The sequence below is a fragment of the Paucimonas lemoignei genome, assembly GCF_004342585.1.
GTDB lineage: Bacteria > Pseudomonadota > Gammaproteobacteria > Burkholderiales > Burkholderiaceae_D > Paucimonas > Paucimonas lemoignei.
The window spans coordinates 648,744-673,491 of sequence record NZ_SLZQ01000001.1 but is presented as its reverse complement, the minus strand read 5'-3'; the positions used below and the strand labels follow the sequence as shown (position 1 = coordinate 673,491).

Annotated in this window: 25 protein-coding genes; 18 read left to right on the top strand and 7 right to left on the bottom strand. The window is 57.1% G+C overall.

From position 1 onward, the window contains the following. The first annotated feature begins 9 nt into the window (after positions 1-9). The 9 genes from EDC30_RS02880 to EDC30_RS02840 all read left to right on the top strand — a co-directional run bounded on the left by EDC30_RS02880 (position 10) and on the right by EDC30_RS02840 (position 9,708). The gene (locus EDC30_RS02880; RefSeq protein WP_279389744.1) at positions 10-720 is read left to right on the top strand and encodes a phosphoribosylanthranilate isomerase; all 711 of its coding nucleotides are present in this window, start codon (positions 10-12) and stop codon (positions 718-720) included. Positions 721-750: 30 nt separating this feature from the next. Next, complete coding sequence (trpB, locus tag EDC30_RS02875) at positions 751-1,980, top strand: tryptophan synthase subunit beta (RefSeq protein WP_132257068.1); 1,230 nt, start codon at positions 751-753, stop codon at positions 1,978-1,980. A gap of 31 nt (positions 1,981-2,011) precedes the next feature. Next, the gene (gene trpA, locus EDC30_RS02870; protein WP_132257066.1) at positions 2,012-2,809 is read left to right on the top strand and encodes a tryptophan synthase subunit alpha; all 798 of its coding nucleotides are present in this window, start codon (positions 2,012-2,014) and stop codon (positions 2,807-2,809) included. 139 nt (positions 2,810-2,948) lie between these two features. Then, positions 2,949-3,821, top strand: coding sequence for an acetyl-CoA carboxylase, carboxyltransferase subunit beta (gene accD / locus EDC30_RS02865; RefSeq protein WP_132257064.1), 873 nt, complete (start codon positions 2,949-2,951; stop codon positions 3,819-3,821). Between the two features lie 79 nt (positions 3,822-3,900). Continuing rightward, positions 3,901-5,199, top strand: a complete 1,299-nt coding sequence (folC, locus tag EDC30_RS02860) for a bifunctional tetrahydrofolate synthase/dihydrofolate synthase (RefSeq protein WP_132257062.1) — start codon at positions 3,901-3,903, stop codon at positions 5,197-5,199. Positions 5,200-5,268: 69 nt separating this feature from the next. Next, complete coding sequence (locus EDC30_RS02855; protein ID WP_132257060.1) at positions 5,269-6,270, top strand: SPOR domain-containing protein; 1,002 nt, start codon at positions 5,269-5,271, stop codon at positions 6,268-6,270. Between the two features lie 24 nt (positions 6,271-6,294). After that, positions 6,295-6,783, top strand: a complete 489-nt coding sequence (locus tag EDC30_RS02850; RefSeq protein WP_132257058.1) for a CvpA family protein — start codon at positions 6,295-6,297, stop codon at positions 6,781-6,783. 136 nt (positions 6,784-6,919) lie between these two features. Further along, positions 6,920-8,440, top strand: coding sequence for an amidophosphoribosyltransferase (purF, locus tag EDC30_RS02845; protein ID WP_132257056.1), 1,521 nt, complete (start codon positions 6,920-6,922; stop codon positions 8,438-8,440). A 26-nt stretch (positions 8,441-8,466) separates the two neighbouring features. Then, entirely contained in the window at positions 8,467-9,708 is a 1,242-nt protein-coding gene (locus EDC30_RS02840; RefSeq protein ID WP_132257054.1) for a cystathionine gamma-synthase family protein, read from the top strand. A gap of 12 nt (positions 9,709-9,720) precedes the next feature. Here the strand turns inward: EDC30_RS02840 and EDC30_RS02835 are convergent, their stop codons facing one another. The 6 genes from EDC30_RS02835 to EDC30_RS02810 all read right to left on the bottom strand — a co-directional run bounded on the left by EDC30_RS02835 (position 9,721) and on the right by EDC30_RS02810 (position 13,753). After that, the gene (locus EDC30_RS02835; protein ID WP_132257256.1) at positions 9,721-10,317 is read right to left on the bottom strand and encodes an LOG family protein; all 597 of its coding nucleotides are present in this window, start codon (positions 10,315-10,317) and stop codon (positions 9,721-9,723) included. Between the two features lie 43 nt (positions 10,318-10,360). Next, on the bottom strand, positions 10,361-11,371 hold the full coding sequence (locus EDC30_RS02830) for an alpha/beta fold hydrolase (RefSeq protein WP_132257052.1): 1,011 nt from the start codon (positions 11,369-11,371) through the stop codon (positions 10,361-10,363). Positions 11,372-11,481: 110 nt separating this feature from the next. Then, positions 11,482-12,003 (bottom strand): RDD family protein, encoded by a 522-nt coding sequence (locus EDC30_RS02825; RefSeq protein ID WP_132257050.1) that lies wholly within the window; start codon positions 12,001-12,003, stop codon positions 11,482-11,484. Between the two features lie 15 nt (positions 12,004-12,018). Then, positions 12,019-12,711: a DUF3106 domain-containing protein gene (locus EDC30_RS02820; protein WP_243656632.1), complete on the bottom strand. Its 693-nt coding sequence runs from the start codon at positions 12,709-12,711 to the stop codon at positions 12,019-12,021. A 62-nt stretch (positions 12,712-12,773) separates the two neighbouring features. Further along, positions 12,774-13,187 (bottom strand): DUF3619 family protein, encoded by a 414-nt coding sequence (locus EDC30_RS02815; RefSeq protein ID WP_132257046.1) that lies wholly within the window; start codon positions 13,185-13,187, stop codon positions 12,774-12,776. Continuing rightward, on the bottom strand, positions 13,184-13,753 hold the full coding sequence (locus tag EDC30_RS02810) for an RNA polymerase sigma factor (RefSeq protein ID WP_132257044.1): 570 nt from the start codon (positions 13,751-13,753) through the stop codon (positions 13,184-13,186). The genes EDC30_RS02815 and EDC30_RS02810 overlap by 4 nt, the downstream gene beginning before the upstream one ends. Before the next feature lie 530 nt (positions 13,754-14,283). Between EDC30_RS02810 and EDC30_RS02805 the strand changes: the two genes are divergently transcribed. From EDC30_RS02805 to EDC30_RS02775, 7 genes are all read left to right on the top strand, one after another. Then, positions 14,284-15,999 carry an acetolactate synthase 3 catalytic subunit gene (locus EDC30_RS02805; protein WP_132257042.1) on the top strand — a complete coding sequence of 572 codons (1,716 nt, stop codon included), beginning with the start codon at positions 14,284-14,286 and terminating at the stop codon, positions 15,997-15,999. 2 nt (positions 16,000-16,001) lie between these two features. After that, entirely contained in the window at positions 16,002-16,493 is a 492-nt protein-coding gene (gene ilvN, locus EDC30_RS02800; protein ID WP_132257040.1) for an acetolactate synthase small subunit, read from the top strand. Between the two features lie 54 nt (positions 16,494-16,547). Further along, positions 16,548-17,564: a ketol-acid reductoisomerase gene (ilvC, locus tag EDC30_RS02795; RefSeq protein ID WP_132257038.1), complete on the top strand. Its 1,017-nt coding sequence runs from the start codon at positions 16,548-16,550 to the stop codon at positions 17,562-17,564. 90 nt (positions 17,565-17,654) lie between these two features. Beyond that, complete coding sequence (locus EDC30_RS02790; RefSeq protein ID WP_132257036.1) at positions 17,655-18,416, top strand: SIMPL domain-containing protein; 762 nt, start codon at positions 17,655-17,657, stop codon at positions 18,414-18,416. A 12-nt stretch (positions 18,417-18,428) separates the two neighbouring features. Continuing rightward, complete coding sequence (locus tag EDC30_RS02785; RefSeq protein WP_132257034.1) at positions 18,429-18,620, top strand: hypothetical protein; 192 nt, start codon at positions 18,429-18,431, stop codon at positions 18,618-18,620. A gap of 80 nt (positions 18,621-18,700) precedes the next feature. Then, positions 18,701-19,612, top strand: coding sequence for a CDP-diacylglycerol--serine O-phosphatidyltransferase (pssA, locus tag EDC30_RS02780; RefSeq protein WP_132257032.1), 912 nt, complete (start codon positions 18,701-18,703; stop codon positions 19,610-19,612). A 148-nt stretch (positions 19,613-19,760) separates the two neighbouring features. Further along, the gene (locus EDC30_RS02775) at positions 19,761-21,311 is read left to right on the top strand and encodes a 2-isopropylmalate synthase (protein ID WP_132257030.1); all 1,551 of its coding nucleotides are present in this window, start codon (positions 19,761-19,763) and stop codon (positions 21,309-21,311) included. Between the two features lie 29 nt (positions 21,312-21,340). Here EDC30_RS02775 and EDC30_RS02770 read toward each other — a convergent pair whose 3' ends face one another. Continuing rightward, on the bottom strand, positions 21,341-21,868 hold the full coding sequence (locus tag EDC30_RS02770; RefSeq protein WP_341539856.1) for a hypothetical protein: 528 nt from the start codon (positions 21,866-21,868) through the stop codon (positions 21,341-21,343). Positions 21,869-22,049: 181 nt separating this feature from the next. Here EDC30_RS02770 and rpsO point away from each other — a divergent pair, with 181 nt between their 5' ends. Further along, positions 22,050-22,319 carry a 30S ribosomal protein S15 gene (gene rpsO / locus EDC30_RS02765; RefSeq protein ID WP_132257028.1) on the top strand — a complete coding sequence of 90 codons (270 nt, stop codon included), beginning with the start codon at positions 22,050-22,052 and terminating at the stop codon, positions 22,317-22,319. A 161-nt stretch (positions 22,320-22,480) separates the two neighbouring features. After that, complete coding sequence (gene pnp, locus EDC30_RS02760; protein WP_132257026.1) at positions 22,481-24,622, top strand: polyribonucleotide nucleotidyltransferase; 2,142 nt, start codon at positions 22,481-22,483, stop codon at positions 24,620-24,622. The last annotated feature ends 126 nt before the right edge of the window (positions 24,623-24,748 follow it).

The window sequence follows — 24,748 nt, the reverse complement described above, 5'->3', positions numbered from 1 at the left end:
GTATACTCGCTGGATCAGTATCCATCGCGGGCATTCCCCGCCTCCAAGATGAGCCATCGTACCCGAATCAAGATTTGTGGCCTGACCCGTGTTGAAGACGTTCAAGCTGCTGCCAATGCCGGTGCCGATGCCATCGGATTTGTCTTCTATGACAAGAGTCCGCGGCATGTCGGTGCCGCCCAGGCGCGTGATCTGATTGTACATCTTTCACCGTTCATCACGCCGGTTGGCTTGTTCGTCAATGCCAGTGCCGACGAGGTCTCGCAAATTCTGGAGATCGCGCCGATTTCATTGTTGCAATTCCATGGCGATGAAAGCGTGGCGGAATGTCACGAAATCGCCGAGCGGGTGGGGCGGCCATTCCTGCGTGCGCTACGGGTGAAAGCCGATATGCAGCCCGCCGATTTGATAGAATACGACCGGCAATATCGTTCATCCAGTAAATGGTTCGCCGGCTTGCTGCTCGATGCCTTCGTGGAAGGTTACGGCGGCGGCGGAAAGGTATTTGATTGGTCCCTCATCCCAAAAGACATCGCGCCTCGGCTCGTTTTGAGTGGTGGCTTGAGCGTACAGAACGCGACTGAAGCGGTGCGCCGCGTGCGTCCCTGGGCCGTCGACGTCAGCAGTGGCGTGGAAGCGGCCAAGGGCATCAAGGACCAGGCCAAGATCGAGTCCTTCATTGGCGCAGTACGCGCCGCCGACACGGCAGACTGCCGTTAAAGATCGCCGTTACAAGACTGGAAATTACATATGACTCAATCGACTCAACCCGGTGCAGCGGGCCAGAATGCTGCTTACAATCTGCCTGACAGCAAAGGGCATTTCGGCCCCTATGGCGGCAGCTTCGTCTCAGAGACGCTGACCAAGGCCTTGCACGAATTGCAGGAAGCCTATGCCCGCTACAGCAAGGATCCGGAATTCATGAACGAATTCCACTACGAGCTCAAGCATTTCGTCGGCCGTCCGAGCCCGATTTACCACGCCAAGCGCTGGTCCGAAATCGCCGGCGGCGCGCAAATCTATTTCAAGCGCGAAGACCTGAATCACACTGGCGCGCACAAGATCAACAACGTCATCGGCCAGGCTCTGCTGGCCCGCCGCATGGGCAAGACGCGCATCATAGCCGAAACCGGCGCCGGCCAGCATGGCGTGGCGACTGCCACCATCTGCGCGCGCTTCGGCCTCGAGTGCGTGGTCTACATGGGCAGCGAAGACGTCAAGCGGCAGATGCAGAACGTCTATCGCATGGAAATCCTTGGCGCGAAGGTGGTGCCGGTCGAGTCCGGCTCGAAGACCCTGAAGGATGCGCTGAACGAAGCCATGCGCGACTGGGTCACGAATGTCGAGAATACTTTCTACATCATCGGCACTGTCGCCGGCCCGCATCCTTATCCGATGATGGTGCGCGACTTCCAGTCGGTGATCGGCGAAGAATGTCTCGAGCAGATGCCGGAGATGACCGGTCGCCAACCGGATTACGTCGTGGCAGCCGTGGGCGGCGGATCGAATGCCATGGGCATTTTCTATCCGTATATTCCTTACCCTGAAGTCAAGCTGGTCGGCGTCGAAGCAGCCGGTTCGGGTATCGAGACCGGCCAGCATGCCGCTTCGCTGACTGCCGGTTCGCCGGGTGTCCTGCATGGCAACCGCACCTATCTGCTGCAGGATGAGGATGGCCAGATCATCGAAACTCATTCCGTCTCCGCAGGCCTGGATTATCCCGGTGTCGGTCCCGAACATGCCTGGCTGAAGGATAGCCGTCGCGCGGAATATGTTCCCATCACCGACGAGGAAGCGCTCAAGGCTTTCCACGATTGCTGCCGTATCGAGGGCATCATCCCGGCTCTGGAATCGAGCCATGCGCTGGCATATGCCGCCAAGCTGGCGGCGACGCTGCCGAAAGATAAAATCGTCCTGGCCAACTTGTCCGGTCGTGGCGACAAGGATATGCACACCGTCCAGGAATGGGGTAAGCCGTAATCGGCCTCGGATCAATCAACCAGTACAAATAATGTCCCGAATTTCTTCTACTTTCGCCCAGCTTGCTGCCCAAGGCAAAAAAGGCCTGATTCCCTTCATTACTGCAGGCGATCCTGCTCCGGAACTGACGGTGCCGCTCATGCATGCCTTGGTGGCAGGCGGCGCCAACATACTGGAGCTGGGCGTGCCGTTTTCCGATCCGATGGCCGAAGGGCCGGTGATCCAGCGCGCCTGTGAGCGCGCCCTGAAGTTCAAGGTCGGCATGAAAGACGTGCTCGGTTTCGTGCGTGAATTCCGCAAGACCAATGCAACTACGCCGGTGGTGCTGATGGGTTATGCCAATCCGATCGAGCGCATGGGCATGGATGCCTTCATCGATGCCGCAGCCGAAGCGGGCGTGGATGGCAGCATCGTGGTGGATTATCCGCCGGAAGAGTGCGAGGAATTTGCCGACAAGATGAGGGCGAAAGGCATGGATCCGATCTTCCTGCTGGCCCCGACTTCGACCGAGGAACGCATGGCACAGGTGGGGCGTTACGGCAGCGGTTTCAGTTACTACGTATCGCTGAAAGGGGTGACCGGCGCCGGGCATATCGACACGCGTGAAGTGGCGGAAAAGATTGCTGCCGTGCGTCGCCATGTCAAGCTGCCTATCGGCGTGGGCTTCGGTATCCGCGATGCAGCCACTGCCAAAGCGGTTGCTTCGGTGGCGGACGCGGTCGTGATCGGCAGCCGCATCATCCAGGAACTGGAAAATACGCCGCGTGAAAATGCCGTGAAAGCAGTGCAAGATTTCATTTCTGGTATTCGCCGGGCATTGGACGAATAGGTTGCAGTCTGGAAGCTACTCCTTTAGGATGGCGGGCAACAATGGGCTGGCAGTGAAATATGTTAATCTTTAAGTAACATTGCCTGCCCTAACAACGTAATTTTTGCATTTGAGCAAAACAATAATCGAAAGAGGCGCCATGAGCTGGCTTGACAAATTACTTCCGCCGCGTATCCAGCGTAGCGAAACCGCTTCCCGCAAATCGGTCCCGGAAGGCCTGTGGGTGAAATGCCCTTCTTGCGAAGCAGTGCTGTACCGTACCGATCTGGAATCAAACCTGCACGTTTGCCCGAAGTGCGACCATCATATGCGCATCCGTGCCCGTGACCGCCTGGACGCATTGCTGGATCCGGAAGGCCGTTATGAAATCGGCCAGGAAGCGTTGCCTGTCGACACCCTGAAATTCAAGGATAGCAAGAAGTATCCGGACCGCCTGAAGTCGGCCATGGAAGCGACCGGCGAAACCGATGCATTGATCGTCATGGGCGGCGCCATCATGACCGTGCCGGTCGTTGTGTCCTGTTTTGAGTTCGAATTCATGGCCGGCACCATGGGCTCGGTGGTCGGTGAGCGTTTTGTCCGCGGTGCCCAGGCGGCGCTGGATCAGAAAGTGCCGTTTATCTGTATTACCGCTTCCGGCGGTGCGCGCATGCAGGAAGGCTTGCTGTCGCTGATGCAGATGGCCAAGACCACTTCCATGCTGACCAAACTGTCGGAAAAGAAATTACCGTTTATCTCCGTGCTGACCGATCCGACGACCGGTGGCGTGTCGGCATCGTTTGCCTTCATGGGTGATGTCGTGATTGCCGAACCCAAGGCCCTGATCGGTTTTGCAGGCCAGCGCGTGATCGAAAACACTGTCCGCGAAAAACTGCCGGAAGGCTTCCAGCGCGCCGAATTCCTGTTGCAAAAGGGTGCGATCGACATGATCGTAGACCGTCGCAACATGCGCGAGGAAATCGCCCGCCTGCTGGCATTGTTGCAAAGCCAGCCGGCCGAAGTCGTTTCCTGAATTTGCCTGTAGCTGCACAAGCCCGAACCGTTGTCAGGTTCGGGCTTTTTAATTTCACCGTAGTTTCCAATTAGCTGTCATGCCTACTTCTTCCGCCTCCCTGCCAGAATGGCTTGCCCATCTGGAAAGTCTCCATCCGAAAGCAATCAATCTTGGCCTGGAACGGGTCAGCGCGGTCAAGGATCGCCTCGGTATCGCCTTCGATTGCCCAGTCGTCGTCGTCGGCGGCACCAATGGCAAGGGTTCGACCTGCGCCATGCTGGAATCGATGCTGCGCCAGGCGGGATACCGGGTGGGCTTGTACACGTCGCCACATCTCTTGCACTTCAACGAGCGGGCACGCATCGATGGCGACATGGCAAGCGATGCAGCGCTGGTCGAGCAGTTCGCCGCTGTCGAAGCGGCACGCGGCGACATTTCGCTGACGTATTTCGAATTCACCACGCTGGCTATTCTCCGTTTGTTCGCGCAGGCTGGACTGGATGCGGTCATTCTCGAAGTCGGTTTGGGCGGGCGCCTGGATGCGGTAAATGTCATCGATGCCGATGTGGCAATCGTTACCAGCGTCGATCTCGACCACCAGGAGTATCTCGGCGACACGCGCGAAAAGATCGGCTTCGAAAAGGCTGGAATTTTCCGCGCCGGGCGCCCGGCCATCTGCAGCGATCCGGTGCCGCCCAAGTCGCTGATCGAGCATGCGGAAGCGATTGGTGCCGATTTGTGGCTGGTGGGGCGCGACTTCAATTATTCAGGCGACAAGCAGCAGTGGAATTACGGCGGACGCGGCCAGCGCCGCAATGCGCTGGGTTATCCGGCACTACGCGGCGCCAACCAGTTGCTCAATGCCTGTGCCGCGCTGGCTGCCCTGGAAGTCTTGCGATTGCGCCTGCCGGTCGGCGCGCAGGAAGTGCGCAATGGTCTCGTGATGGTCGATTGGCCGGGACGTTTCCAGGTCCTGCCAGGCCGCCCGACCGTGGTGCTGGATGTCGCCCACAACCCCCATGCCGCGGCGACCCTGGCGCAGAATCTCGACAATATGGGCTTTCATCGCTTTACCTATGCCGTCTTCGGCGCCATGCAGGACAAGGACATTGATGGCGTGATCGCGCATCTCAAGGGTCGCATCGATCACTGGTGCCTGACCGACTTGCCGCTGCCGCGCGCCGCCTTCGCGGAGGAGATCAAGCAGAAGCTTCTTGCCGCTGGCGTGGTTACGGGAGAGGGAGCGGATGCCGAATCCACTATTGCCTGTTTTACCACACCTGTCGAAGCGTACGAGAATGCGCTGAACAGAGCGGATGAGAATGATAGAATTGTGGTTTTCGGCTCCTTCCTGACCGTCGCCGGCGTAATGGAAGCACAAAGCAAGAAAAACTGAGGCCAGAAGTTAGTCCAAGTCGTACGCAACCTTGCACGCCATCTTCTTCGCAACCACAAAACTGATCGCATGAGCTTGTCCTCGTTGTTCCGCAAAAATAATAAGCAGGAAACCCCGGATGATGACAATTCATTTTCGCGGGCCGCAGACGAGCCGAAACCGAAACGTGCGCGTGCCAGGCGCAAGTCGGCATCGGAAGATGAAGCCAATGATCCGGTTTTGCCGGAAAAGAAACGTGCGCGCCGCCGCCTGATCGGCGCCGTCACGCTCGTGCTGGCCGCCGTGATTGGCTTGCCCATGGTGCTGGATGCGGAACCCAAGCCGATCGCGCATGACATCGATATCAGGATTCCATCTAAGGATCAGTCGCCCGTTCCACGCCGCGTGCCGCAGGCTGACGCGCTTGATCCTTCCGAACAGATCATCGAGCCGGCTGATGCTGCCGCCGATACGCATGCTCCGGTGATGCCATCGGCGCCTACCGCAACCACCGGTGCGCAAAAAATTTCTGGCTCTTCGCAACAAGGCAATGCAGCCACAGCAGCACCTGCCGAACGCTCCACTCCGGTCGTAACAAAGACGCAAGCTGTCGATAAGCCTGGACCGGCTGCCAAGCCGGCGTCATCCAGCGACAAGCTCGCCGCAGCGGAAACGCATGGCGCAGCAAAGAGCGAATCCAAATCGTCTTCAAAACCTGAAGCACATGACAAGGATGTCAAGAGCAGCGCAAAGCCATCGGCCTCAAGCGATCGCGAGACTGAACGCGCGATGGCTATCCTGGAAGGCAAAGGCAGCGCCAAGCAGGATGCTGCCAAATCGGCAAGCGACAACAAATCGGGCAAATATTCTATCCAGGTGGCAGCACTTTCCAGCCAGGACAAGGTCAATGAATTGCGTGCCAAGCTTAAAGCGGCCGGAATTGCCAGCCAGACCCAGAAAGTGCCAACTGCCAGCGGAGAACGCATCCGGGTCCGTGTCGGCCCGTTCGCCAGCAAGGAAGAGGCGGAGAAAATGCGCGCCCGCCTGGTCAAGCTGGGACTAAACGGCAGCCTGGTTCCGCTGGGTGAGTAAAAGGCAAAAGGCGGGTAGCTGCGCGTGACGATATTCGATTATCTGGTGCTGTTCGTGCTGGTTTGCTCGGTTGTCATCAGCACATTGCGCGGTTTGATCAAGGAAGTATTGTCTCTTCTAAGCTGGATCGTGGCGCTGGTGGTTGCAAACGCCTATGGCCAGGAACTGGCGTCCATGCTGGGAGACGTGATCCCCGGCACGGCAATGCGGCTGATCGTTGCCTTCATCGTTTTGTTTATTGGCGTAAGATTGTTGATGGCGCTGTTTGCGCTTGCTGTCGATGCCATCATCCGGCGCAGCGGGTTGAGCGTTGCGGATCGTGGATTGGGCGGCTTGTTCGGGTTGGCGCGCGGTCTGGTGCTGGTGCTGGCTGCCGTGATGGTATGCGGACTGACAGCCATCCCGCAGCAGCCATTCTGGAAGGATGCCTTGCTGAGCCCGATGGCGGAAACCGCGGCCCGAACCGTGAAGCCGTTTTTGCCTGGTGCGCTTGCCAGAAACGTGAATTATTAGTTTTGGCATCGAATGAGCAGAGGCGGCGCGTTAAACGGCAAGCTGATCTGTCATTGATGTCTGGATTGCGGGATGGAGCTGAGTACTGGTTCCATCCTGATATGTAGCGAATTTTGTCTTAGTTGAGGAGTCCACCATGTGTGGCATTGTTGGCGTAGTTTCTCACTCCCCGGTCAACCAGCTGATTTATGACGCGCTGCTGCTGTTGCAGCATCGCGGTCAGGATGCAGCCGGCATCGCAACCAGCCATGGCAACAAGTTTTCCATGCATAAGGCCAATGGCATGGTGAAGGATGTCTTCCGCACCCGTAACATGCGCTCGCTGCCGGGTAATGCCGGCGTCGGCCAGGTCCGCTATCCGACCGCCGGTTCGGCCAGCAGCGAGGAAGAGGCGCAGCCTTTCTACGTCAATGCGCCATTCGGCATCATCATGGCGCACAACGGCAACCTGACCAACTGGGAACAGCTCAAGATCGAGATGTTCAAGAATGATCGCCGCCACATCAATACGGATTCCGATTCCGAAGTCCTGCTGAACGTGCTGGCTCATGAAATCCAGGAATCCACCACCGGCTATTCGCTCGATCCGGCTGCGCTGTTCAGGGCTGTGGCGATGGTGCACAAGCGCGTGCGCGGCTCCTATGCAGTGGTGGCGCACATTGCCGGTTACGGCATGCTGGCCTTCCGCGATCCTTTCGGTATTCGTCCGCTGTGTATCGGCGTTAATGAAAGCGAGAAGGGCGTTGAATACATGGTGGCGAGCGAGTCGGTAGCGCTGGAAGGGCTCGGCTTCCGCTTCCTGCGTGATGTTACGCCGGGCGAAGCAATCTTCATCGACGAAGACCGCAAGCTCTACCAGCAGCAATGCGCGGATAGCCCATTGCTCAATCCCTGCGCTTTCGAATTCGTTTATTTTGCCCGTCCCGATTCGGTCATCGATGGCGCTTCCGTTTATGCCACCCGCCTGAAGATGGGCGAATACCTTGCCGAGAAAGTACGCAAGCAATTCGCCGGCGGCGATATCGATGTCGTCATGCCGATTCCGGATTCCTCGCGTCCTGCCGCCATGGAACTGGCACACAAGCTCAACCTGAGTTATCGCGAAGGCTTGATCAAGAACCGCTACATCGGTCGCACCTTCATCATGCCGGGACAGGGCACGCGTAAGAAATCGGTGCGCCAGAAGCTCAATGCCATCGGTGCCGAATTCAAGGGCAAGAGCGTGCTGCTGGTCGATGACTCGATCGTGCGTGGCACCACCAGCCGCGAAATCGTGCAGATGGCCCGCGAAGCCGGTGCGCGTCGCGTGATCTTTGCTTCCGCAGCGCCGCCGGTGAAATTCCCGAATGTGTATGGCATCGATATGCCGACGCGGAATGAATTGATCGCTTCCGGACGCAGTGAAGAAGAGGTCTGTCGCGAGATTACCGCCGACGCCCTGGTGTACCAGGACGTGGAAGCCTTGTTGCGCTCGATTCGCGATGTCAACCCGGCATTGCAGCGTTTCGAAGCATCCTGCTTCACAGGCGATTACATCACCGGCGATATTTCGCGCGATTACCTTGACCGCATCGAATTCGCCCGGAATAACCCGAAACCAGTCAATGAAGACCTGGTGCGTTCGCAACTGAACCTGAACCTTGCGCAGGTCGACTAAGCCGAACCGCATCAAACCGATTTACCATGAACGATAGTAAGAAATACGGCTTTACCACCACCATCCTGCACAGCGACCGGCAAAAGGCGATCGAGCACGGTTCGCTGCACAAGCCGATCCACACCTCGGTAGCCTTCGGTTACAAGGACGCGCGCGAGCTGGCGGAAGTATTCCAGGGCAAGAAGCCTGGCTACCGCTATGGTCGCCAGGGCAATCCGACCGTCTCCGCGCTGGAAGACAAGATCACGCGCATGGAAGAGGGCTTGTCGACGCTGTGCTTCTCAACCGGCATGGCGGCGATCGGCGCGCTGGCGCAAGCCTTACTGCGCGCGGGGGATCACGTGGTTTCGTCGTCTTTCCTGTTCGGGAATACAAACAGCCTTTGGCAGACGGTTAACGCGCAGGGTGCCAACGTTACTTTCGTCGATGCCACCGATGTTGCCAATGTCGAGGCGGCACTGACGCCGGCCACGCGCATCGTCTTTGTCGAAACCATCGCCAATCCGCGCACGCAGATCGCCGACCTGGCGCGTATCGGCGAACTCTGCCGCCAGCGCGGCATCCTTTACGTCGTCGACAATACGATGACCTCGCCTTACCTGTTCAAGCCGAAGCAGGTCGGCGCCGGGCTGGTGGTGAATTCGCTGACCAAGTCGATCGGCGGGCATGGCATTGCGCTGGGTGGCGCACTGACTGATACTGGCCTCTATGACTGGAGCGCCTTCCCGAACATCTACGACAATTACAAGCGTAATCCGGTGCAGCAGTGGGGCATGGCGCAATTGCGTGCCAAGGCCTTGCGCGATTTCGGCAGTGCGCTTGGGCCGGAAGCGGCGCATCACATCGCAGTCGGCGCTGAAACCATGGCGCTGCGCCAGGAGCGCGAATGCGCCAATGCTTTGGCGCTTGCACAGATGCTGCAAGCCGATGAACGCGTCAGTGCCGTGCACTATCCCGGCCTGCCTTCGCATCCTCAGCATGCCCTGGCCAAGGAATTGTTCAAGGCCTATGGCAGCTTGTTCAGTTTCGAACTGAAGGATGGGGTCGATTGCTTCGATTACCTGAATCGCCTCAAACTGGCTGTGCCCGCAAGTAATCTGGGCGATACCCGCACCTTGGTAATTCCGGTTGCGCATACCATCTTCTACGAGATGGGCCCTGAACGCCGTGCCAGCATGGGCATCGCCGAATCGCTGATTCGCGTTTCCGTGGGCATCGAGGATACTGCCGATCTGGTCGAGGATTTCAGGCAGGCGCTCGACGCTTAAATTTGCATCAGGTTACGGCAGCACCGATTTGGCGGTGCCCGTATCGAGCTTGTGCTGGTGGGTTCCGGGTTCGAATTGCCGGAATCGCTCCAGCAGCTTATCGGGATGTTCTTCATGCATCAGCAGGTCTGCCTGCGCAGCTTTGACGAAGCCCTGCGTGACCATCTGCTGCACAAAGCCGAGCAAACCATCGTAAAATCCGGCCACGTTCAATAAGCCGATCGGCTTGTCATGAAACCCCAGTTGAGCCCAGGTCAGGGTTTCGAACAATTCTTCCATGGTGCCCAGTCCCCCGGGCATGGCGATAAAGCCGTCGGATAGCTGCGCCATCATGGCTTTGCGTTCGTGCATGTCCTTGACCACATGCAGCTCAGTCAGGCCATGGTGACCGACTTCCCATTGCATCAGTGCCGAAGGAATGATTCCGGTTGCCTGGCCTCCAAGATGCATGACTTCGTTGGCGATCACGCCCATCAAGCCGACTTTGCCGCCACCGTAGACAAGGGCAATGTCGCGCGCGACCAGTTCGCGGGCTAATTCACGCGCAGCGTCGGCGTAGGCAGGAAGAATGCCCGGCGATGAGCCGCAATACACGCAGACCGATTTCAATTTCATGGTGTCAGTTCCTTTTTCTGGCAGCGGGATAGTTTGGTTAATCTTGCTGATTGGTGGCGAGAATTTCATCGATAACGATTTGCAGCACGCGCGAATTCAAGCCCAACGCCACGTGACCGATTCCATGCAGCTCGATATTGTATGCACCCGGCAAATGCGAGGATGTCTGCGGCGCGATGATGTTGTCCTGATGCGAATAGATCGAAGTGAACAACTTGTAGTGTGCCGGGTCTTCACGCTTCGCCAGTTGCTTGAGCCAGTGTCCGGGCATGCCGTTGCAGCCTGCCGGACAGCTTTCCGCAATGTCTACCATGGCGAGTGCGCCTTCTCGCAATTTGCTGTGTTGGTCCTGTGTATGGCTTATCCAGCGCATTTGTTCGCTGTTGAGCCCGGCGCCGAATTCCGCCAGCGCAGTGCCATGGTGAGGCGTGCCGAGCGTGATGACCTTCGCGATGTTGGATGTGCCGTGGGCGCATAAATACGCACGCGCCACCAGGCCTCCCATGCTGTGGCATAGCAGGATGATGCGCTGGTGGCCGCTTTTCCGACATAGCGTTTCAATGGCTTCACGCACTTCCGGGACGAAGTCGTCAATATCTCCGAATACCGGCTCCAGGTTCACTGCATGATGCGTGATCCCCGCCTCCCGCAGAGCACGGCTCATGCTGCGCCAGTATCCGCTATTGCAGCCGTAGCCATGAATCAGCAATACCGGGATTCCTTTCGGCTGGGTGGCGATGTATATGCGCAGTGCCCGAAACGGCATGGTCCATGATGATGTGATCATGGTCGAGCAGAACTCTTCCAGATAGAGCCGGCATGCCTGCAAAAGCGAAATGCGAAATTGCTGCGGCGTTTCGCTGCGAAAGCGGCAAGCCAGGCGAAAGTTATTGGCAGTGATGAGCATCCGTACCGCGATCAGTATGGCGATGCTGATCGTTGCAGCCGGAAGGATGCGAAATTGGGCGAAATGAATCAGCACCAAGGTAATGCCGGCAGTAATGAGCAACTGCGCAAGCAAGATCAGTCTGGAAATCAGCGCGACCATAGCGGGGTAAAAGTCAGCCGAAATGAAAGTGTATCGCAGGACGCGCTGGGCTACCTGTGTCGGGACGGCATGCTTGTTTTTGCGTCCCGAGTTTGTAAGAGGGAATAAGTTTACTGCGGCGCGACGCTTGCGGGCTTCTTCGGCTTGACCAGAGGTGGCGACACCACCAGTCGCGTACCGGCGAACCTGTCATGTAGGAACTGGCGCTGTGGGTCCAGGTATGTGGCAAGTGCCCACGCGATCATGTTCGCAACGGGAATCAATACCAGCGTCCAGGTATGGGCATGTAATGCCCAGGCAACGGCAAGCCCGGGCAGGAACCAGAGCCAGGCCAGCAGGTAGCGCAGGATCGCGCGCCATACCGTTACCGGTTTGCCGTCCACCCCAACGAGCCGGATATGCCAGGTCTTCATTGCCAGGGTCTGGCCGCCGTGCGTCCAGAACCATACGAAATAGGCACCAAGCACAAACAACAGCCAGACTTGCTGCGCATGTCGCAGATAAAGTGCATGGCGTTGCTGCAGGAGCGTGGAAAACAGCCATCCGGCGATGAAAAGTACGCCGAACAGCAGCAGCGATTCGTACAACATGCTCGCCAGTCGGCGCTTGAGTGGAGGGGCGATATTTTTCAAATGATTAAACGCTTGTTATCTCGCTGGAGCAGACATGGGGTCCCCGGAAACACCCCCCATTTCCCCGTTGTTGACAGGTGGCGCATTCACTGTCGTCGATGGCGTAGTCAATATGGAGGTACCAGTGCTGGTTGTCGGGGCGGATGGTAGCACAGATGTTGAAGGCGATGGCTGCAACGGCGGCGTGTTAACTCTGGCTTTTGGCAAGTTCACTACGTTTTTCTTTTTATCTGCTTTTGCCGCAAGTTTTTCTTTTTCTTCAGTGGGAAGGTTTTTGTAATGCTCCCACTTTGCCGATTTTTGATCAGGTCCGAGCTTCTTAACTCGAGAATAATTTTCGCGTGCCAGGCGTCGCTGTTCCGGGGTCAACTGCGCCCATTCACGCATGCGCGTCTGGATGCGCTGCTGCTCTCCGGGCGACATTTGTGCGTATTTGCCTGCGATTTCCAGCCATTTCTTCTTGCGAACGGCATCCATCTTGCTCCATTCGCCAGCCAGCGGAGCTAGTATCTGCCGTTGGGCCGGAGTCAGTTGAGTCCAGCTCGGACCTCCAGGCTCAGTAGTGCTAAATCCTGGCAAAGGTATGGAGGTGCTGCCATTTGCCGCAGACTCGGTTGCCGGCGTGGCGGAGGATGCAGACGTGGCAGATTGCGCGGACGGCGGAGTGTCGTTGCGCGTGCAAGCGGCAAGCGTAGTGAAAGCTATCATGGCAATGGCGCCGCACACAACCCTGCAGCGTGCAATCAAATCCGCCAGATTCCGCAATCCTGTCATTGCTGGTCGTCTCGGGAAGCCAGATATGCATTGAACCCCTTGTCCACGTATGCGGCCACGGGAAGATCGTCAGCCAGGACGGCTGCATCGATTTCAGCCAGTTCCGCAATACGCTGCTCGTTTTCGAATTGATACAGCCCGACGAAAACAAGTGCGCCAAGCAGCAGTGGAGTCATGACGCCGACACGACCGATCCAGGAAAGTCGGGTCTGCACATAATCGCCAATGTGGCCAGGGCCGGTTAGAGCCAGCCTTCCGACCCGAAGATGCAAGGGTTCAGGCTTTTTGCGGGTCATGGCAATTTTGCGTGCAGAAGCCAGTCGTTCGGCAGTGGAAGCAGGAAGATTCTCAAGATTCTGGTCAAGTGCATGCTTGACACGATAGGCAAAATTCAAATCTTTGACGTTCATAGATAAATCCCCTTGGCTTTCAATGCCGCTGCCAATGCATGAGTTGCTCTTGAGCAATGAGTTTTTACGCTGCCTTCCGTGCATCCCATGGCGGCTGCCGTTTCTGCTACATCTAAATCTTCCCAATAACGCATGAGAAACGCTTGCCGTTGACGAGCTGGCAGCTTTTGCACTTCACTTTCAATGATGTTTAGGATCTGCGCGCGCTCCAATTGATCCGCGCCCGATTCGCTAGCCTGATTGCCTTGCTCGGCAACGTAGTTTTCCAGTAAGTCATATTCTTCGTCGTCGCCTTTATCGCCGATAAGGCTGGAAAACAGGCTTATCCAGGTATTGCGAACCTTTTCGCGCCTGAAATAGTCATGGATGGCGTTTTGCAGAATGCGCTGGAAAAGAGGTGGGAGCTCTGCGGCAGGCCTGTCGCCATACTTTTCCGCCAGCTTGATCATTGCATCTTGAACAATATCCAAGGCTGCCTCGTCCTTCTGGACTGCGTAGACTGCCTGCTTGAAGGCGCGGCGCTCGACGTTTTCGAGGAATTCGGACAGTTCTTTGTCGGTTGCCATGCGAAGTGGGGCGTAACAAGGAAGACGCCGCCTTAGGGGTGCTTCGGTAAGTCCCTTCGGGATGCTTGAATGTAAACTGTGCGCATGCTAGCAAAAAAGCTTTTAATTGTGCAGATGTTTTTAATCAAAATACTTGATTTCAAAGAGAATTAATCGAATATTACTTGACCAAAACGAACTCACGCATTAACTTATCATTCCCTTCGATATCCCGAAGGAACTTTTAGTCTATCGGTGAGCGGCCCATGATGTCGATCGCCAGGTAGGCATGCTTCACTTGCAAGCTGTTTGCTCTAACCCACGCCACAAGCGTGAGGGATTCGTAAGCCTATGCAGATAGGCTTTTTTCGTTGCTTTGGAAAATCTGGCTGAACGAGTGGCCTTCAGCGCCGGTTTGAACCGCATCTACGGATGCCCGCAGAATCGACGTGACCGCCCGAACAAGGGATGCCTGCAGATCCATCGCCGCGAGCGATCCCGCCAGGAGAGAGCATCCGATCAATTTCCAATGGACCTTGAAAGGACGTAGTATGAGTTCAGAAATCACCGGCGCCGACATCGTCGTGCGCTGTCTTGCCGAAGAAGGCGTGGAACACGTTTTCGGCTATCCCGGTGGCGCAGTGCTGTATATCTATGACGCCATCTTCAATCAGGATAAATTCCAGCATATTCTGGTTCGCCACGAGCAGGCTGCGATCCATGCAGCGGACGCGTATTCGCGCAGCTCGAACAAGGTAGGCGTCGCCATCGTGACTTCCGGTCCGGGCGTCACCAATGCCGTGACTGGCCTGGCAACCGCTTACATGGATTCGGTTCCGATGGTGGTCATTTCCGGCCAGGTGCCGTCGACCGCGATCGGCCAGGATGCATTCCAGGAATGCGACACGGTCGGTATTACCCGCCCGTGCGTCAAGCACAACTTCCTGGTGAAGGATGTCAAGGATTTGGCATCTACCATGAAAAAAGCTTTCTATATCGCCACTACCGGCCGTCCGGGTCCGGTGCTGGTCGATATTCCCAAAGACATCACCATGCACAAGTGCGCTTTCGACTATCCGAAGGAAGTCGAGATGCGCTCGTATCGTCCGGTGGATAAGGGCCATGCCGGCCAGATCCGCAAGGCCGTGCAAATGCTGCTGCAAGCCGAACGGCCGATGATCTATGCCGGCGGCGGCGTGATTCTTGCCGATGCTGCGCCCGAGTTGAACAAGCTGGTCGACAAGCTCGGTTATCCCTGCACCAATACCCTGATGGGCCTGGGCGGTTACAAGGCCACCAGCGAGCTGTCCGTCGGCATGCCCGGCATGCACGGCACCTATGAAGCCAACATGGCCATGCAGCACTGCGACGTGCTGATCGCCATCGGCGCGCGTTTCGATGACCGCGTGATCGGCAACCCGAAGCATTTCGCTTCGCATCAGCGCAAGATCATCCATATCGATATCGACCCGTCCTCGATTTCCAAGCGGGTCAAGGTGGATATTCCCATCGTCGGCAACGTCAAGGAAGTGCTGCAGGAACTGCTGGCGCAGCTCGATGCCGCGGAAACCAAGCCGAATGCCACTGCATTGGCCGACTGGTGGAAGCAGATCAAGCAATGGCGTGGCCGCGAATGCCTGAAGTACACCACGTCCAACGAAGTCATCAAGCCGCAATCGGTGGTGGAAAAACTGTGGGAAGTGACCAAGGGCGATGCCTTCATCACTTCCGACGTCGGCCAGCACCAGATGTGGGCGGCGCAGTACTACAAGTTCGACAAGCCGCGCCGCTGGATCAATTCCGGAGGCTTGGGCACGATGGGCGTGGGCCTGCCGTACGCCATGGGCGTGCAGATGGCCAATCCTGATGCCACCGTCGCCTGTATCACCGGCGAAGCGTCGATCCAGATGTGCATCCAGGAACTCGGCACCTGCACGCAGTATCACCTGACACCGAAGATCATCCTGCTGAACAACCGCTTCCTCGGCATGGTGCGCCAGTGGCAGCAGATCGATTACGGCTCCCGTTATTCCGAGTCTTACATGGATTCCCTGCCGGACTTCACCAAGCTGGTGGAATCCTATGGCCATGTGGGCATGAAGATCGAGAATCCCCGCGACGTCGAAGGCGCATTGAAGGATGCCTTTGCCATGAAAGACAGGCTGGTATTCATGAACTTCATTACCGACCAGACCGAAAACGTCTGGCCGATGGTGAAAGCCGGCAAAGGCTTGACTGAGATGCTGCTGGGCTCGGAGGATCTGTAAACATGCGACACATTATTTCTCTCTTGCTGGAAAACGAAGCAGGCGCGCTGTCGCGTGTGGTCGGACTTTTTTCCGCGCGCGGCTATAACATCGAAACGCTGACCGTGGCGCCGACAGAAGACCCGACGCTGTCGCGCATGACCATCGCCACCAACGGTTCCGATGACGTCATCGAACAGATCACCAAGCATCTGAACCGACTGATCGAAGTCGTGAAGGTTGTCGACCTGACCGAAGGCGCGCACATCGAGCGCGAGCTCATGCTGATCAAGGTGCGTGCCGTTGGTAAGGAGCGCGAGGAAATGAAGCGCACCGCCGATATTTTCCGTGGTCGCATCATCGACGTCACTGAAAAAACCTACACGATCGAACTCACTGGTAACAAGAGCAAGCTGGACGCCTTCATCGACTCGATCGATCGCACTGCGATTCTCGAAACCGTGCGTACCGGCGGTTCCGGCATCGGCCGCGGCGAACGGATCCTCAAGATCTAATCTGCTTCAACCTCTTCAGCAATATTCATATTTACTCGAAAATTAGGAAAACAAATGAAAGTTTTTTACGATAAGGATTGTGACCTGTCCCTCATCAAAGGCAAGAACGTTGCAATCATCGGTTACGGTTCGCAAGGCCACGCGCACGCGCAAAACCTGAACGATTCCGGCGTCAACGTCACCGTCGGCCTGCGCAAGGGCGGTTCGTCCTGGGCCAAGGTCGAGAAGGCCGGCCTGAAGGTTGCTGAAGTCAACGAGGCAGTCAAGGCTGCCGACGTCATCATGATCCTGCTGCCGGACGAGAACATCGCCCAGGTCTACAAGGAAAACGTCGAGCCGAACGCCAAGCAAGGCGCCGTGCTGGCTTTCGCCCATGGCTTCAACGTGCACTACGGCCAGGTCGTGCCGCGCGCTGATCTCGATGTCATCATGGTTGCGCCGAAGGCCCCGGGCCATACCGTGCGTGGCACCTACGCTCAGGGTGGCGGCGTGCCGCACCTGGTCGCCGTGTATCAGGACAAGTCCGGCAATGCCCGTGACATCGCTCTGTCGTACGCCATGGCTAACGGCGGCGGCCGTGCCGGCATCATCGAAACCAACTTCCGTGAAGAGACCGAAACCGACCTGTTCGGCGAACAAGCCGTGCTGTGCGGCGGTACCGTCGAACTGATCAAGGCTGGTTTCGAAACCCTGGTGGAAGCCGGCTATGCTCCGGAAATGGCTTACTTCGAGTGCTTGCATGAGCTGAAGCTGATCGTCGACCTGATCTACGAAGGCGGCATCGCCAACATGAACTACTCGATCTCGAACAATGCCGAATACGGCGAGTACGTGACCGGCCCGCGCGTTGTCACTGAAGACACCAAGAACGCCATGCGTCAGTGCCTGAAGGACATTCAGACTGGCGAATACGCCAAGAGCTTCATCCTGGAAAACAAGGCCGGTGCGCCGACCCTGATTTCCCGTCGTCGCCTGACGTCCGAGCACCAGATCGAAGAAGTCGGCGCCAAGCTGCGCGCGATGATGCCTTGGATCGCCAAGAACAAGCTGGTTGACCAGTCGAAGAACTAAGCAAGTGATATCCTAGGCTGATTGTTTTTCGATCAGCCGTGTTGAACGGGGCGTACAAGGTGTACGCCCTTTTTTTTCCGGAGGCCTATCATGATGCGATTTACCCATTTCCTGGTATTCCTGGCTTGCGCAGCAGCGTTGTTGCCGGCGCATGCCCAGTCCGGCGTGAAGACTGCCGGTACGCTGGTTATCGTGCCAGCCTATGGCGAAGTTACGCTGCCGAATGACGAAGCCCGTGCCACGTTCACCATCGAGGAGCAGGACAAGGACAAGGCCGCGGCAGCTTCGCGCGTGAATATGAAAATGAAGCAGGGCGTTGATGTCATCCGCGCCGGCGATCCGCAGGCAAAGCTCAAAACCCACGGCTATTACACTTATCCAGTCTATGCAGACGAACCGGCCCCGCCCCGACCCACGGGCACTACTCGTCCGCGTCAGCCGGTTGGTTGGCGTGTCGGTCAATACCTGGAAATGAAGACACTCAATCTCGCCGATTTGCCGAAAACCGTGGCGGCGGCACAGAAAATTCTGGCGCTGAATGGCTTACAATTCGGATTGAGCGAAGCTGCCACGGCCAAGCTCGACAGCCAGCGCATTGAGGCTAGCTATAGAAATTTGAACGAACGTGTCGCGGCGATTGCAAAAGCCATGGGACGCAGCCCTGCAGATGCTGTGCTTGAGACCGTTGACTTCGAGGCGTCGGGAGCCTATGCCCCTCAGGCCGACATGATGCAAGCCAAGAGTATGCGGACAACGGCATTCAAGGAATCGCAGGCAGTTGAAGAGCCGAGTTTCGAGCCGGGAGAAACCAGTTTGCAGATGCGGGTTGTCGGCAGGGTTAAATTCAAATAACACACTGAGAGCATGACGAGAAAACTTGCGTACATAACGCTCGGCGCTATCGCTGTATTGATCGCTGGATGCAAACCGGCAGACCCCCCGTCGAATTTCGCCAAGACACAGCACGATGCGCTGGACAAGGCGAAAGACGTCGAACGACAAATGCAGCAACAGGCTCAGGAAAGGAAACAGGCAGCCGATGATGCTTCTCAATAAAACGCCAGGATGCGCCATGAAGCCGAATGCTCAGCCTGGAAATTCATTGCGCGTTGCACGTCTCTTGAACTGGAATTGATATGGCAAATTTCCCTCGTCGTAAAAGTCAAAAACGGATTCCCTTGCTGCCTCGTGCCCGCCGCCTGGCAAAGAACAAGGGGCTGAATGAATTTGACGCAGGCATGGATGGCACAGATGAAGTGCTGCGGCCGACCCTGCGTCGTCGCAGCATTTATCTGTTGCCGAATGCCTTCACGACTGCCGCCCTGTTCTGCGGTTTTTACGCGATCGTCATGGCGATGAACCAGAAATTCGACTATGCCTCGGTCGCAATTTTTGCCGCCATGGTGCTGGATGCCGTGGATGGCCGCGTGGCCCGGCTCACCCATACGCAAAGCGAATTCGGCGCGCAATACGACAGTCTCTCGGACATGGTTTCCTTTGGCGCTGCGCCGGCGCTGGTCGTGTACGTGTGGGCTTTGCGCGGCTTGGGAGAGGTCGGCTGGGGTAAACTGGGCTGGCTGGTAGCGTTCATTTATTGCGCCTGTGCGGCATTGCGCCTGGCGCGCTTCAACACGAATATCGGCGTGGTCGACAAGCGCTATTTCCAGGGCTTACCGAGTCCGGCAGCGGCGGCACTGGTGGCGGGCTTCGTCTGGCTCATGGACGACTTGGGTGTGCCACGCAACGACTTGAGCTGGATTGCATGCGGCATCACGCTCTATGCTGGCCTGACCATGGTAACGAACGTGCCGTTCTATAGCTTCAAGGATGTCAATTTCCGCAAGTCGGTGCCGTTCATCGCGGTCTTCATTGTCGTGCTGGCATTCGTGGCTGTGTCGAGCGACCCCCCGAAAGTACTCTTCGGCATGTTTTGCGTATACGGACTTTCCGGATATGGCGTGTATTTCTGGCGTCTGGCTAAGGGTAAGCCTGTCAGTATCGTCCAAACCAAGCCGGAAACCCACATAGTGCCACCGGACGAGAAATAAGTCTTCCAGGTTCGCATCGGGCGCCAGTATCAAAAAATGCTGGCGCCCGATTCCATTGTGAACTCGACTTTATTGCCTATCCGGTAGAATTTAGTCTTTATCCGCGCTAGCTAACTAACGCACCAACGCATTTTCCTAGGAGCAGAACATGGCTGCCACTTCTTCCGACAAGCTGATTATTTTCGATACCACCCTGCGCGATGGCGAGCAATCGCCCGGGGCATCGATGACCAAGGAAGAGAAAATCCGCATTGCCCGCCAGCTGGAACGGCTGCGCGTCGATGTGATCGAAGCGGGCTTCGCGGCTTCCTCGCCTGGCGACTTTGAGGCAATCAAGGCCATTGCCGGCATCATCAAGGATTCCACCGTATGTTCGCTGTCGCGTGCCAACGATCGCGATATCGCGCGCGCGGCCGAAGCGCTGGCGCCGGCGGCACGTAAGCGTATCCACACCTTTATCGCTACGTCGCCGCTGCATATGGAAAAGAAATTGCGGATGACGCCCGAACAGGTGCTGGAGCAGGCAAAGCAGGCTGTTCGCTTCGCCCGCCAATTCACCGACGATATCGAATTCAGTCCGGAAGACGGTAGCCGTTCTGATATGGATTTCCTGTGCCGTGTCCTGGAAACCGTGATCGCCGAAGGTGCCACCACCATCAATTTCGCCGACACGGTCGGTTATGGCGTGCCCGAGTTATACGGCAATATGCTGAAAACGCTGCGCGAGCGCATTCCGAATTCGGATAAGGCTGTCTGGTCGGTGCATTGCCATAATGACCTTGGCCTGGCGGTAGCTAATTCTCTGGCGGGTGTAATGATCGGCGGCGCGCGCCAGGTGGAGTGCACTATCAACGGCCTGGGTGAACGTGCCGGCAATACCGCGCTCGAAGAAGTCGTCATGGCGGTGCGCACGCGCCGCGATCATTTCAATCTCGATGTCGGCATCGATACTACCCAGATTGTCCCGACCTCCAAGCTGGTGTCGCAGATTACCGGCTTTGCCGTGCAGCCGAACAAGTCGGTGGTCGGCGCCAATGCCTTTGCCCACGCTTCCGGCATCCACCAGGATGGCGTGCTGAAGGCGCGCGATACTTACGAAATCATGCGTGCGGAAGATGTCGGCTGGAGCGCTAACAAGATCGTGCTGGGCAAGCTCTCCGGACGCAATGCCTTCAAGCAGCGCTTGCAGGAACTTGGTATCCACGTTGACTCGGAAGCGGAGATCAACGCCGCTTTTGCGCGCTTCAAGGATCTGGCCGACCGCAAGTCGGAAATCTTTGACGAAGACATCATGGCGCTGGTGGCCGATCAGCAGCAGTCACATGAGCAGGAACACTTCCGTTTCGTCTCGCTGGCTCAGCACTCGGAAACCGGCGAACGGCCCGTTTCAAAAGTGGTGTTTTCCATCGACGGCAAGGAAGCCGTCTCGGAAGGGCAGGGCAATGGTCCTGTTGACGCCACGGTCAATGCCATCGAGGCGAAAGTGGCGAGCGGCGCGGAATTGCTGCTGTTTTCAGTGAATGCCATCACCACCGGCACGCAGTCGCAGGGCGAGGTGACGATGCGCCTGTCCAAGGCCGGCCGTATCGTCAATGGCGTCGGGGCGGATCCGGATATCGTCGTGGCTTCCGCCAAGGCTTATCTGTCGGCGCTTAACAAGCTCCATTCGAAAGTCGAAAAGCTTAATCCTCAACTTTAAAAGCCTGGCATCAAGGAGGTATGTGCGGCTTAGCGCATGCCTCCGCCGCCAGGTCCGCCGCCGAGCACGTTGCCCCGGTCAAGGAACCGCACATCCGGTGTCTTCTCTAGCCTGCGCACGATGCCACTTTCATCGAAGTGCACATGCATGATCGAATTCCACACGCCATTCTCCCTGTAAGGGTAAGACCAGACTTCCTGGCGGGGTAGCGGTAACCAGGTTTTTTCATCCGGCGCGCCAATCAAGTGCAGGACATCCTCCTTGGTGTCTTGGTTAATTCTAATGGCGGCGAACTTTTCATCGGTAAGAACTTGTTCGAATGAAATAACACGCCCATCCGGCCCCAGGCGGGCCAGATAGGTTTCCTGGCCATAGGGCAGCCGGTTGTATTCCAGTATCTGCTCGTTACCGACGCGGTAACGGCTGGTCGGGTTGCCTCGCGCGGCAATTACTTGCGCTTCCGTGTCCCCCACATTGACAGGCTTGGAAATGGCGCAGGCACCCAGGCACAACGCCAAGCCAATAATGCCGATCGCCTTTGCCGGAATCTTCATCATGCCCTCTAAATTATTCTTGTTCTGATCAATAAACCCAAGAATTTGAATGACTTGTTAAATTCCTGTATACTTCCGCCTCTGGTCGATATGACCAGTTTTTTTCATCATTTGTTCACGGTGTGAAAAGGGGGTGAGTCCAAAGCAGGACGTCAACTCCATGCACCGCATGTGAAAGGTAATCATGTCTGTAGAAAACATCAACAAGGCCGCTATTATTGCGGATAACGCCCGTGGTCAGAACGATACCGGTTCGCCGGAAGTGCAAGTCGCTCTGCTGACTGCCCGTATCAATGAGCTCAACGGTCACTTCAAGGTGCACGCCAAGGACCACCACTCCCGCCGCGGCCTGATCAAGATGGTTAACCGTCGCAAGAGCCTGCTGTCCTACCTGAAGGGTAAGGATGCCACTCGCTATCGCGCCCTGATCGAAAAGCTCGGCCTGCGCAAGTAATTCTTTGCGATATCCTGTCCCGCGATAGTCGGTCAATGCCCGCGTCAGTTCGCTGATGTGGGCATTTGTTTTTTTAAGCGGAATGTCCTCTGGGCAATCGCACGTGGTGAGGTGAACGACGGCGCCTGAAAATCCGTCGGCAAAAATAGAAAGGAAACACCGTGTTTAATAAAGTTACGAAAACCTTCCAGTATGGCCAGCATCAGGTGACCCTGGAAACCGGCGAAATCGCCCGCCAGGCTTCCGGCGCCGTGATGGTGTCGATCGAGGATACCGTCGTGCTCGCCACGGTCGTGGCCAAGAAAGATGCCAAGCCAGGCCAGGACTTCTTCCCGCTGACCGTTGATTATGTCGAAAAAGCCTATGCCGCCGGCCGCATTCCCGGCGGTTTCTTCAAGCGCGAAGGCCGCCCTTCGGAAAAGGAAACCCTGACTTCACGCCTGATCGATCGCCCGATCCGCCCGTTGTTCCCTGAAGGCTACATGAACGAAGTGCAGGTGATCGTGCATGTGCTGTCGGTCAACCCGGAAATCGACCCGGATATCGCTTCCATGATTGGTACGTCGGCCGCTTTGTGCGTGGCCGGCATTCCCTTCAACGGCCCGATCGGCGCTGCTCGCGTCGGTTACGTCGATGGTCAGTACGTGTTGAATCCCACCGTATCGCAACTGGCTAAGTCGAGCCTTGACCTGGTAGTGGCCGGTACCGAGCAAGCCGTGCTGATGGTCGAATCGGAAGCTAAGCAATTGTCGGAAGACGTGATGCTGGGCGCCGTGGTGTTTGGTCATGAGCAGATGAAGGCCGTGATCGACGCCATCCATGAACTGGTGCGCGATGGCGGCAAGCCGGAAGTCGAGTGGACGCCGCCGGCCAAGAACGAAGCGCTGATCTCCCGCGTGACGCATTTCGCCGAAGCCAAGTTGCGTGAAGCGTATCAGACCAAGGACAAGCAGGCCCGTACGGCCAAGCTGAAGGATGCCGCCGCTGAAGTGTATGCAGCGCTGGCAGCGGAGGCTGCCTCGATCGGTGCCGAAGCGCCGAATGAAGTCGAAGTCGGCAACATCCTGTTCGACCTGGAATCCAAGATCGTCCGTTCGCAAATCCTCGAAGGCGAGCCGCGCATCGACGGTCGCGATACCCGCACCGTGCGTCCGATTTCGATCCGTACAGGCGTGCTGCCGCGTACCCATGGTTCGGCGCTCTTTACCCGCGGCGAAACCCAGGCGCTGGTTGTTGCCACCCTGGGTACCGCACGCGACGAGCAGAAGATCGATGCGCTGATGGGCGAGTACAGCGACCGCTTCATGATGCACTACAATATGCCGCCGTTCGCCACCGGTGAAACCGGCCGTGTCGGCACGCCGAAACGCCGCGAGATCGGTCACGGCCGTCTGGCCAAGCGCGCCCTGGTAGCTGCTCTGCCGGCACCGGAAGATTTCAGCTATTCGGTGCGCCTGGTTTCGGAAATCACCGAGTCGAACGGCTCGTCGTCGATGGCCTCCGTTTGCGGCGGCTGCCTGGCGTTGATGGATGCCGGCGTGCCGATGACTGCGCATGTGGCCGGTATCGCCATGGGCCTGATCAAGGAAGGCAACAAGTTCGCCGTGCTGACCGATATCCTGGGCGATGAAGATCACCTGGGCGACATGGACTTCAAGGTGGCCGGCACGACCGCTGGCGTGACCGCTCTGCAGATGGACATCAAGATCCAGGGCATCACCAAGGAAATCATGCAGGTTGCACTGGCACAGGCCAAGGAAGCCCGTATGCATATCCTGGGCAAGATGCAGGAAGCCGTGCCGCAAGGTAAGGGCGAGCTGTCCGATTTCGCGCCGCGTCTCATCACCATCAAGATCAATCCGGAAAAGATCCGCGACGTGATTGGCAAGGGTGGTGCCGTGATCCGCGCACTGACCGAAGAAACTGGCACCCAAATCGACATCACTGACGAAGGTATCGTTACCATCGCCTCCGTGGATGCCGCAGCCGGTCAGGAAGCCAAGCGCCGCATCGAAGAGCTGACCGCTTCGGTCGAAGTGGGCAAGGTCTATGATGGCGAAGTGCTGAAATTGCTGGATTTCGGCGCCATCGTCCAGGTTTTGCCGGGCAAGGACGGTCTGCTGCACATCAGCCAGATCGCCAACGAGCGCGTCAATGCCGTGGCAGATTACCTCAAGGAAGGCCAGAAGGTGCGCGTCAAGGTGCTGGAAACCGATGATCGCGGCCGCCTGAAACTGTCGATGAAAGCGGTGCTTGTCGAGGGAGGCTCGGAGCAAGCCGAGCAATCCCAGCCGCAGCAATAAGTAGTAATGCTTCAATGAAACGCCCGGGAAAATGCCCGGGCGTTTTTCTTTGGTGAGCATGCAAGCGTAATCACATATCATCCCGGATGAATTACAGATTCACGCTGATTTCATGGAGTTGAAAAA